Annotated in this window: 6 protein-coding genes; 3 read left to right on the top strand and 3 right to left on the bottom strand. The window is 56.1% G+C overall.

Annotated features, from left to right (window positions below):
* Positions 1–27: 27 nt before the first annotated feature.
* The 3 genes from RBB77_RS01395 (at position 28) to RBB77_RS01385 (ending at position 5,514) form a co-directional block, all read left to right on the top strand.
* The gene (locus RBB77_RS01395) at positions 28–846 is read left to right on the top strand and encodes an SGNH/GDSL hydrolase family protein (protein ID WP_353064397.1); all 819 of its coding nucleotides are present in this window, start codon (positions 28–30) and stop codon (positions 844–846) included.
* Between the two features lie 68 nt (positions 847–914).
* Positions 915–3,089, top strand: coding sequence for a glycoside hydrolase family 3 C-terminal domain-containing protein (locus RBB77_RS01390; RefSeq protein WP_353064396.1), 2,175 nt, complete (start codon positions 915–917; stop codon positions 3,087–3,089).
* A gap of 43 nt (positions 3,090–3,132) precedes the next feature.
* Positions 3,133–5,514 carry a glycoside hydrolase family 31 protein gene (locus RBB77_RS01385; RefSeq protein ID WP_353064395.1) on the top strand — a complete coding sequence of 794 codons (2,382 nt, stop codon included), beginning with the start codon at positions 3,133–3,135 and terminating at the stop codon, positions 5,512–5,514.
* A gap of 36 nt (positions 5,515–5,550) precedes the next feature.
* On the opposite strand, the gene RBB77_RS01380 is transcribed toward RBB77_RS01385, so the two are convergent.
* From RBB77_RS01380 to xylA, 3 genes are all read right to left on the bottom strand, one after another.
* Positions 5,551–7,953: a glycoside hydrolase family 95 protein gene (locus tag RBB77_RS01380; protein ID WP_353064394.1), complete on the bottom strand. Its 2,403-nt coding sequence runs from the start codon at positions 7,951–7,953 to the stop codon at positions 5,551–5,553.
* Positions 7,954–7,963: 10 nt separating this feature from the next.
* Positions 7,964–10,039, bottom strand: a complete 2,076-nt coding sequence (locus tag RBB77_RS01375; protein ID WP_353064393.1) for a beta-galactosidase — start codon at positions 10,037–10,039, stop codon at positions 7,964–7,966.
* A gap of 61 nt (positions 10,040–10,100) precedes the next feature.
* Positions 10,101–11,417, bottom strand: coding sequence for a xylose isomerase (gene xylA, locus RBB77_RS01370; protein ID WP_353064392.1), 1,317 nt, complete (start codon positions 11,415–11,417; stop codon positions 10,101–10,103).
* Position 11,418 lies beyond the last annotated feature (1 nt).

Genomic DNA, 11,418 nt, shown 5'->3' with positions numbered 1-11,418 from the left:
CCCGATCGAAACCTTTCGGAGAACTCAATGAAGGTTGCAACTAGTCTCCTGCTTTTCGGCTCTCTTTCGTTCATCGTTTCTGCTGGTATTGCTCAGAGTCCAACCGTTCCCAGATCGCCCCAGGCCATCGATCCCGTTTACACGCTTCCCCCCGCCGCATTGAGCACTGAGCAGATATCTATACTCCAAAAACTCGGCGCCGACTGGCCACAGCTCGGTCGCTATCGCGATGAGAACGTAAAGCTAGCTCCGCCTGAAACAGGTGAATCTCGCATTATCTTCATGGGCGACTCGATCACTGACTCGTGGGGCCGCAACGTCCCCGCTCCATTTTTTCCCGGCAAGCCCTACATCAATCGCGGCATCTCCGGCCAGACCACAGGTCAGATGCTTGTACGCTTCCGCCAGGATGTCATCGACCTTTCGCCAACAGCGGTCGTGATCCTGGCCGGAACCAACGACCTCGCGGGAAATACTGGTCTCTCGTCGCTTCAGATGATCGAAGATAACCTGCAATCAATGAGCGAATCCGCGAAAGCTCATGGCATTCGCGTCATCCTGGCATCTGTTCTTCCGGTAAGCGACTATCCATGGCGTCGCGGTCTCCATCCCGCCGCCGAGATTCGTCAGCTCAATGAATGGATCAAACACTACGCACAGTCGAACGGATTTGTTTACCTCGACTACTACTCCGCGATGACCAATGATCAGGGAGGCCTCGACGCTGCCGTCTCCCCCGATGGTGTCCATCCAAACGCAGTCGGCTACGCCATCATGGCACCGCTTGCCGAGAAGGCCATACAACAGGCGGTCAACCAGACGACGGCGCCCACAATCGCCAAATAAGCAGCATTCCACATTCAGCGAATGTATTCGCTCTCTGTTCACACCCAACGATAGGAAATGTCGCCTTCATGCCCAGGTTCAACCGATCCGTCTCCATCGCGTCCTTACTCGCTATCGTCTCCATCCCGCAACTCCTCCAGGCGCAGCAGAGGTACCGCTTTCAGGACACACATCTCCCTGCCGAAGAACGTATCACCGACCTGATCGGCCATATGACGCTCGAGGAAAAAGTGCAGGCGCTCAGCACAAACCCAACTATACCCAGGCTCGGTGTCGTTGGAACACAGCACGTTGAAGGGCTTCATGGGCTCGCCCTCGGAGGCCCTGGAGGATGGGAGGGGAAAAACCTCCCCGTCATTCCTACGACTCAGTTCCCACAGTCGCGGGGACTCGGCCAGACCTGGGATCCCGAGCTCATTCAGAAGGCTGCTGCTGCTGAAGCCTATGAGACTCGTTATGCGTATGGTAAATACCATCGCGGCGGTATGGTCGTCCGCGCGCCAAACGCCGATCTCAGCCGCGATCCGCGCTGGGGACGAAGTGAAGAGTCTTATGGAGAAGACCCGTTCCTGGTCGGAACAATGGCCACTGCTTTTACCCGTGGACTGCAGGGCGATGATCCCCACGTCTGGCTTACTTCCTCGCTCCTCAAACACTTTCTCGCCAACAGCAACGAAGACGGTCGCGATGGGTCCTCATCGAACTTCGACGATCGCCTCTTCCGCGAGTACTACTCCGTACCGTTTCGCATGGCCATCCAGCAAGGGGGCGCCAACGCCATGATGACTGCGTACAACGGCTGGAACGGAGTTCCGATGATTGAGAGTCCTGTGCTTCGCGCTACGGTCATCAAGGAATGGGGATTCGACGGCATTATTTGCACCGACGGTGGTGCCCTCACGAATCTTGTCACCCATCACCACGCCTTCAAAACTATGTCTGAGGCTGCCGCCGCTGCGATTCACGCGGGTATCAATCAGTTTCTTGATGACTACCGCCAGCCCGTCATGGACGCTCTCAAACAAAACCTCATCACCGAAGAGGAGATAGACGCCAACATACGCGGTGTCTTCCGCGTCATGCTCCGGCTGGGTATGCTGGACCCACTCGAGCAGATTCCCTACGCCAAAATCGGCACAGTCGATCAGGCAAAGGGCGATCCATGGAACTGGCCCGAGCGAAAGGCTCTCGTGCGTCAGGTCACCGATGAGTCCATTGTGCTTTTGAAAAACCAAAACGATATGCTTCCCCTTCGTGCCGACAACGTAAAGAACATCGCAGTCATCGGCCCACTCGCTGATCGGGTAGCGCTTGACTGGTATAGCGGTACTCCCCCCTATATCGTGACGCCGCTCGCAGGAATCCGAACACGTGCTGGATCTTCCTCTGTCAGCTTCTCGAAAGGCGATGATGCAAACGAAGCCGCCGCTCTCGCAGCCAAAGCTGATGTCGCCATCGTGATTGTTGGCAACCACCCTACTTGCGACGCCGGATGGTTCAAATGCGCACTGCCGAGCGAGGGCAAAGAAGCGATTGATCGCAAGAGTCTTACGTTGGAGCAGGAAGAGCTCGTCAAGGCTGTCTACGCTGCCAATCCAAAGACCGTTGTTGTACTGCAAACGAGCTTTCCTTATACGACTAACTGGACCCAGGATCATATACCAGCCATCCTCCAGATCACTCACAACAGCGAAGAGCAAGGAAACGCCCTCGCCGACGTGCTCTTCGGGAACTACAACCCGGCGGGCCGCCTAACTCAGACATGGGTTAGCTCCATCGATCAGCTTCCTCCCATGATGGACTACGATCTTCGCCACGGTCGTACTTACCTTTATCTGAAGCAGAAACCTCTGTATGCTTTTGGCTTCGGTCTCAGCTATACGACTTTCGGCTATTCGAATCTGCACATCAGCACATCCAGCCTCGCGCCGAACGGCGATCTGACGGTCTCCGTCGACATCCGCAACACGGGTGTGCGAGATGGTGACGAAGTCGTTCAACTCTACGTTGCCTATCCTCACTCCGCCGTCTCGCGTCCCATCGAAGAGCTTAAGAGCTTCGAACGCACGCACCTTCGCGCTGGTGAATCCAAAGTCGTCACTCTTCACCTACCCGCACAGTCGCTCGGTTACTGGAACGAAACGCAACACGCCTTTGTTGTTGAACCTGGCCCCATCGAACTTCGAATCGGGGCCAGCTCGGACGATATCAAGCTAAGCAAAACCTTGAATGTCGCTCGTTAATTACCCGCCCTCCATTAGATACTTGAACGAAGAAGAGAAAATTATGTTCGGACACCTCCGCACTGCTATTCACTTGATTCCGCTTACTTGTCTCGGCGCGCTCCTGGCGACTCCGGTGGCTCGCGCTCAGCAGCTGTCGCTCTCTCGCGATAACGCCACGGTGCTCGTCGAGCCCTACGCGCCAAATATCGTGCGCGTCTCCATTAGCCTGCGGCGCGAGGATGCACTCGCCGCCCCGGGGTATGGCATCGTAGCGACGCCAGCTCCTACGGGATGGACAGCCGGGAGCGAGACGTCAGGTGACACCTTGCGTTCCAACCGTCTTGTCGTCACGGTCTCACCCCAGGGACCGAAGTGGATTCCCACCGGAACCCGCGCCGATATAGCGAAGTTCTTCAACGGCTCCACCCCAGGCGTTGGCCTCTCCATCAGGACCCGCGATAATGCAGACCTTGTTCGCATGCAGGGCTGGCAGATGTCGGTTCCCAATCATAAGGACGGCAATGCCGATATCCTTTACGACCGCCGTCCCACTGACGCACCCTTCTTCCAGGTCGGCGCCAGCTTTGCTTCTCCGCCGGATGAGCATTATTACGGCTTGGGTCAGAATCAGGAAGGCTACCTCGACCATCGCAACCATGTGCTCCGTTGTGCCCATGACTACAACGCACCCTCTGGTCAAAGTGTATGTGTGCCATTTGTAGTTACAAACAAAGGTTACGGCATTCTCTGGGACAATCCATCTGCGACCACCGTCGCCTTCGGATTCAACGATCAAGTACGTTGGACATCGGATGTCGGCCAACGAGTCTCTTTCTTCGTGATCGCTGGTACAACCTACGATGAGATTTACGCCGGCTACCGTCTGCTCACGGGCTCAACCCCCATGCTCCCGAAATCTGCATACGGCTACATTCAGAGTAAGCAGCGCTATACCAGTCAGGCCGAACTTCTCGGTGTCGCGCACGGATATCGCGAACGCCATTACCCGATCGACGACCTCGTCATCGACTGGTTTCACTACACCATCATGGGGCAGATGGACATGGATCCCGCCAAGTGGCCAGACCCTATGGCGATGAACAAGGAACTGCACTCCATGAACTTCCATACCATGATCAGCATCTGGCCTCGCTTCGTCCCCGAGAGCCGCTTCTATAGCACCCTCCTAAAGAATGGATGGTTCGAGCATCTCGCCGACGGCACACCTACCAACGGACTGCCATACGATCGCGCCGGCTCAGACATCGACACGACTAACCCGGACGCTGCAAAGTGGTACTGGGGCGTCGTCAAAGAGAACTACGTCAGCAAAGGTTTCGACGCCTTCTGGGCCGACGAGACTGAGCCTGATCTCCCGCCAAACGGAAGCTACTTTCACATCGGCCCTGGCACGCAGTTCTTCAACACGTACCCTCTCTTCCACACTGCGGCCTTCTACAACGGCTTTCGCGAAGATCTTCCAACTCGCGCACTCATCCTCGCTCGCGACGCCTATCTTGGCGCGCAGCACAACGGCGCCATCTTCTGGTCCTCCGACATCAGCGGAAATTGGGACACGCTGAGACGTCAGGTCTCAACCGGCATTAACTTCGTCGCCTCGGGTACGCCCTACTGGAGCACTGATATCGGTGGCTGGCAGTATCTTCCCTCGCACCACACGCCGCTGCACACTCCGCTCATCGACCCCTCTGACGCCCGCGAAAACATTGGCCACTACGATGACTATCCTGAGCTTTATGTCCGCTGGTTCGAGTACGGAGCCTTTCAGCCCAACTTCCGTAGTCACGGAAGCCGTCCTCAGAATGAGGTGTGGTCTTACGGTAAGCAGGCCGAACCAATCCTTGTGAAGTATCTGCGCCTTCGCTATCAGCTTATGCCGTACATCTATAGCCTTGGCCACATGACCAACCAGACCGGTGCTCCCTTCATGCGAGGCCTGTTCATGGACTTTGGAAGCGACCCTAAGGTTGCCAACATTGGTGACGAATATATGTTCGGACCAGCTCTGCTGGTCGCTCCTGTAACAGAACAGGGAAGTACTTCACGCGCGGTTTATCTGCCCGCTGGAACCGACTGGTATAACTACTGGACGAACGCTAAGGTGCATGGTGGGCAGACTATCACTGTCGATGCTCCCATCGACACGATTCCTCTCTTCGTTCGCGCGGGTTCGATTCTTCCGCTTGGAAGCGCTATTGAAAGTACCAATGAAGATCAAAAGATAGATCGTGTTCGCATATACCCTGGTGCCGATGGAGACTTCGATCTCTATCGCGACGATGGCAATACCTACAACTATGAGAAGGGTCAGTTCCAAATCACTCATCTTCACTGGTCCAACGCAACAGGGAAGCTGACCCATAGCGGTCCGGACGCATGGAGCATCCCCGATGACTCGGTGGTGGAGGTACAAAACCGATAGTAGTCGCACCTTCTAGACGAGTTACTCGAACGTGTTCTAGCCAAGCGTCCGCAGCGATTCGTCGAGTACTTTCCTCGCGCCAGCTTTCATCTTCAGCTCCCGAACCACCGATCCATAGCGAACTCTGACAACCGCGTCGCGCTCTGACTGTAATCTCAACTCAGTCATTCGCCCAGCTTTCCAAGTCACTCCAACTGTCACTCCTCCCATCGCCTTGAGACCGTCAACTCGGCCCTCGGGCAATGCGGAGGGCAACGCCGGTAGTACGCGAACTTCATTCGGACGGCTATCCAGCAGCATCTCTGCGATCGCCGCGGTAGCGCCGAAGTTGCCATCGATTTGGAACGGCGGATGCGAATCCCACAAATTCGGAAAGCTGCCCGCCGAACTCTGTTTAATCGGATCCACGGGATTCCAGAGGTTTCGAAGCAAGGCATACGCATGATCGCCGTCTCCTAGCCGTGCCCACAGCAACATCTTGTAAGCAAGTGACCAACCCGTTGCACCATCGCCTCTCATCTCCAGCGATTGTCGCGCCGCCTCAGCTAGCTTCGGAGTTGTTTCAGGGTCGATCTCTCCTCCGGGATACACGGCCCAAAGATGCGAAACATGACGGTGATGGGGATCGACCTCGCGATATGGTTCAAGCCACTCCATCACGCGGCCGTCGGCGCCCACCTGAATCGGAGCAAGCTGCGTCTGCGTCCGGATTAGCTTCGCTCGTAGATCCTCGTCCAGCCCAAGCTTAGCCTCCGCTTCTGCCGTCGCGCCGAAGAGGTAACGCAGATTCTCCTCGTCGATCGCAGGTCCCATGCAAACGCTGGCCTTCCGTCCATCGGGCATGTAAAAAGTGTTCTCCGGCGAATTGGAGGGTGCAGTGACAAGCCATCCATGCTTCGGTTCGCGGACCAGCATCGAAAGATAAAACTCCGAAGCACCCTTCATCATGGGATACATGCGTCGTAGAAACTCCACGTTGCCTGTGTAGAGATAGTGCTCCCATATGTGCTGGCATAGCCACGCCGAACCGATAATAGTCGAACCCCATGAAGCCTCTTCTCCGGGTGACGTGAAGCCCCACGCATTCGTCATCACATGCGCGACCCATCCATCGGCGTCATAGTAGCTACGTGCTGTATGTGCGCCGGGCACCTGCAATCCTTCCATAAGAGCGAACAGCGGATCGGTAAGCTCGCCTAGTCCCGTCGGCTCCGCGGGCCAGTAATTCATCTGCACATTGACGTTCAGATGCCAGTCGCCCTTCCATCCAGGATGAATCCCCTCTACCCAAAGTCCTTGAAGATTCGCCGGCAGGCCACCCGGACGAGACGACGAAATCAACAGGTATCGCCCGAATTGAAAGTAGAGTGCCGCCAAACCAGGATCGTTCGTTCCTCGATGAGCCGCGGCTAAGCGGTCTGCGGCAGTACTTTGCTCCAGCGTTGCTTCGCCGTCCCCCATCGCAAGCGACACTCGGCGGAAGTAGCCGCGATAATCCGCTTGGTGACGCGCCAGCAACAGCGGATAAGGCCGCTTAGCAGCGCCGCGCATATCCTGCAAAGCGGCGAATGCGGCGTCATGGCTATGACGGCCTGCGAAACCTCCATAGTTGGTTGCCGCGGTCACCAGTAGCGTAACCTCGTCAGCGCGGGAGATCAAAAGAGAATCGCCATCGACTGGTTTTATGGTGCCACCGCGAGTGAACGCTCGCATACGCGTGGCATACCGAAGACCAGCCACGTCGTGCGCTCCCGAATCCAGCGTGCCCGTCATTACCAAGCCATCCTTACCATCGGTCGTCGTCTGGAAACGCTCTACTCTGCTCAGACGAACGCGCAACGAAAGCGAATGGGATTGGCTCGCCCGCAGGTGCACCACAATCACCTGATCCGGGGCGCTTGTGAATACTTCGCGTTTATAGCGCACCCCATTTGCAACAAAGCTCGTCGTCGCTACGGCACCATCGAGATCAAGCCATCTGTGATATTTGCTGGCGTTCGCATCCTTCATCCCGTCAAACGAGAGCAGCAGCTTACCCAACTCCTCGTACGAACCATAGCGAGGGTCGCTGCTTCCCGCATCCGCCGATGTGAAGCTTTTATTTATCAGACCTTCGGCGGCTACATTGTCGCCCGCAATCAACAACTTTCGGATCTCTGGAAGCTCTTTCGCAGCGTCTGTGCGATCCGAATCGTGAGGTGAGCCGGACCACATCGAACTCTCATTCAGGTCCAGTCTCTCCTCAGAGACACCGCCATACATCGTCGCTCCTAGTCGTCCATTGCCCGTTGGCATAGCCTCCTCGAAGACGCGTGCCGGCGCACCGAAGCGCACCAGTAGGTCGCTGGAAGGCACGAAGCTCTGGGCTGCAAGCATCGAGCTGAAGCCCAGCAATAATGTGAGCGCGCCACATCGTTTCGCCTTCGCGAAAGCAGACAAAGCGATCCTCCTAGTTACTACCGACCGACTCCTGCAGTACCACGACATCAAATCGCTGAAGCGAGACGCTTGTTGTGTCCCCACCGTTGAGCACATCACGCATTGCATGTGGCAGTCTGATGACACGCATCTCCGATCCATAGTTCGTCAGAATGAAAACTCGTGTCTTTTCGTTCGACCGTACCGCCACATCCACGTCTGTAGGAATCTCAGGCAATACCATTGCGACGTAGCTGTTCTTGAGCATCCACTCCGCAGCACGTCTCATTGCAGCCGCATCAAGCTGAGTGCCAATGTATGTAATCGTTCCCCGCCCAACTTTGCGTGTCACAGCCGCGGGCTGTCCGTCTAACCAGCCGTTGCTCGTTCCGTAACGCATCAGAACCTGCGTAGCCTGATCCGTTACGCCAAGCTGTTCGGCCCACGTCGTATCCTGTGCATCTCCCCACGCGCCGCTTACCGGCACAGGTTGATCCAGTGCGTAAAACTGCTCAACCCTCGCTCCCAGCGTTGCGGCGAGTGGTCCCGGCTGCCGCTCTGGAAATAGACTGTTGTCTTCATCCTTCATGGCACTCCGCTGCCCCAGCACAAGATTGCCACCTGTACGAACGTAAGCCTCCAAATTCTTTGCGGCCTCCGGTGTTAATACGTTCAACGCCGGAGCTACGACCAACTTGTACTGGGTCAGCGGCGCTGTATCCGCGACCACATCAACCGAGCCAGCAAGTTTATGCAGCGGAGCGTAGTAACTCAAGAGAGCATCCACCGGATCAAATGCTTTATTGTGCTTCTGCCAATTGATAGCCCATCGACTAGAGTAGTCCTGCAGCACCGCAACCTCCGACCTCACGGTCGTTCCAGCCAGCACTGAAGCAGATTTCTCGAACTCTGCCCCAATCTGCTTCACCTCACCGTATAGCGGGACGGGTGTCCCATCGGCTCCAATCAGCGTACCGTGGTACTGCTCCTGTCCGTTCAGCGCGCTCCGCCACTGCCAATACTCCACTGCCTCCGAGCCATGGCCAATCGCATTCCACGCCATCGCCCGAACCTCGCCCTTATCGAGAGCATTGTTGTCCGTCTGCCAGTTTACAAAGCCCGGCTGCGTCTCCATCACCCAGAAGTTCTTGCGCAAAAATCCACGAGTTAAATCATGTGTCGCGCCATTGCGCACCGGGTCCAGATGTCCCGTCCCCACATAATCGTCCCATGAGGCAAAGTCTAAATCCTGCGCTACGGTGTAGTGATCGTATGCGTCGAACCACCCCATCATGTTTGTAGTGATCATTTGTCGAGGCTCAGCATGCGCGCGAATCGCATCCAACTGGTTTTTCTGATAACTCCGCCAAGTGTCGGAGACGAATTCTTTCCAGTTCAGCATCAGACCAGGGTTGCCCCCATGTTCAGCGATCGGAATCTGGTTCCACTCCTGGTAGGTCTCACTCCAATAAGCTGTGGTCCACCGCGCATTTAGATTCTCAAGCGTCCCATACTTGGCATGAAGCCAGTTTTGAAATTGTGCTTGGGTAGGTTCTCCATAGCTCTCATTGGCGTATTCGTTGTCAATCTGCCAGCCGATCACATTCGCGTCATGACCGAACGCCTCGGCCATCTTCTCCGCGATCCTCCGACTCAGTTCGCGATACTTGGGGTCGCTCCAGTCGAACTGTTGGCGATTTCCGTGCCCATCCTGCCTGCCGTTTTCCATGGTGCGCAGAGTCTCAGGATACTTCTGCGTAAGCCAAGCTGGCGGTGCGGCAGATGGCGTGCCCATCACAACCGCGATGTGATGCCTCTCCGCTGCACGCACGGCGTGCTTAAGCCATTCCAAATGAAACTCGCCCTCATGTGGCTCGATGGTGCTCCAGGAAAACTCGCCCACTCGTACAAAATTTACGTGTGCTTGTTCCATCAAGGTGAGGTCTGCGTCCCACCTGCTTTCCGGCCACTGCTCGGGATACCACGCCGCTCCAAGCCCCAATGCAGGGCGTCGAGAATCCGCGGGCAACGCAACCTGAGCAAGAGCATGGACACTCAAGGTCGATAGAACAAATGCAAATCGCGCAACCCAAGGCCGCAAAATCATCGAAACTCCTTCATTCGAGGGTCACATCGATATTCGCTGTTCGATGCTGCCCTTGCCTCAGCTACAGGTAGCGGTTGATCAGATTTTCCAATTGTTCCTGCCGCCCTGATCGCGGCTGGGGATTGATGTTGCGTTCTTCGCTTCGGGCAGCGATTGCCTCCAGCGGTTCCTTGCCCGCAAGCATCGCCTTGTTCTCTGGCAGATTCCAACCAGCATAGCGTGCGTCCACAATGTCGGCCAAGCGCCCTTCCTCATGAATATTCGCAGCAATCAGGAACGCACGAGCGCACATATCCACGCCGCCGATGTGCGCATGAAGCAGATCCTCGGGCTCCGTTGACTGTCGTCGCACTTTCGCGTCGAAGTTCATTCCGCCCTGCCCGAGCCCCCCAACCTGGATCACGTGATACATCGCTAGGGTCATCGAGTATAGATCTGTCGGAAACTGATCCGTGTCCCAACCAAGCAACGGGTCGCCGCGGTTAATATCGAGCGAACCGAGAATCCTCAGGTCAGCTGCCGTGGCGATCTCATGCTCGAAGGTATGCCCCGCCAGCAATGCATGATTAGCCTCGAGATTCACTTTCACTTCGCTCTCCAGGCCAAACCTCTTTAGAAACCCAAATACCGTCGCCGTATCGAAGTCGTATTGATGTACGGTCGGCTCCTTCGGCTTCGGTTCAAGAAGTATCTGGCCGCTGAATCCAATCTTGTGTTTGTACTCCACCACCAACGTGAGCATGCGGCCCATCTGCTCCAGCTCGCGCTTCAAGCTGGTGTTCAACAGCGTCTCGTAGCCCTCACGGCCGCCCCACAGTACATAGTTTTCGCCGCCGAGCTTCTTCGTTACATCCATGCAATGTTTAATGGTCGTTGCAGAATAAGCAAAGACTTCTGGGTCCGGGTTGGTCGCGGCGCCTGACATAAATCGCGGATGGCTGAACAGGTTCGCCGTACCCCAGAGCAGCCGTGTCTTTGACGACTCCATCTTCTTCGCCAGGTAATCCGACATGCTGTGAAGATTGGTAATTGACTCACGCAGGGTTTCGCCGTCAGGAGTGATATCGCGATCATGGAATGTGTAGAAGGGGAGATCAAGAATACGAAAAAGATCAAAGGCAGCGTCTGCCTTGTCTTGCGCGGCCTGCATCGCATCGCTGCGGTCCATCCAGGGACGACGAATCGTCGGCGCGCCAAATGGATCGCTACCGTTCATCGTCAGACTGTGCCAATAGGCGACTGCAAATCGCAGATGCTCGCGGAGCGGCTTTCCCAACACTGTTCGATCCGCATCGTACCAGCGGTACGCTAGATCGGATGTGCTCTCGGTTCCCTCAAATTCCACTACCGGAAAGCTATCGAAAATTGATTGCCCCATA

The organism is Tunturibacter psychrotolerans (assembly GCF_040359615.1).
GTDB lineage: Bacteria > Acidobacteriota > Terriglobia > Terriglobales > Acidobacteriaceae > Edaphobacter > Edaphobacter psychrotolerans.
Note: the sequence above shows the minus strand (reverse complement) of the source record. Positions and strands in the feature narration are given on the sequence as shown.

Coding starts and splice junctions, on each gene's coding strand:
- RBB77_RS01395 (WP_353064397.1), top strand. CDS start 28: ATGAAGGTTGCAACTAGTCTCCTGCTTTTCGGCTCTCTTTCGTTCATC.
- RBB77_RS01390 (WP_353064396.1), top strand. CDS start 915: ATGCCCAGGTTCAACCGATCCGTCTCCATCGCGTCCTTACTCGCTATC.
- RBB77_RS01385 (WP_353064395.1), top strand. CDS start 3,133: ATGTTCGGACACCTCCGCACTGCTATTCACTTGATTCCGCTTACTTGT.
- RBB77_RS01375 (WP_353064393.1), bottom strand. CDS start 10,039: ATGATTTTGCGGCCTTGGGTTGCGCGATTTGCATTTGTTCTATCGACC.
- xylA (WP_353064392.1), bottom strand. CDS start 11,417: ATGGGGCAATCAATTTTCGATAGCTTTCCGGTAGTGGAATTTGAGGGA.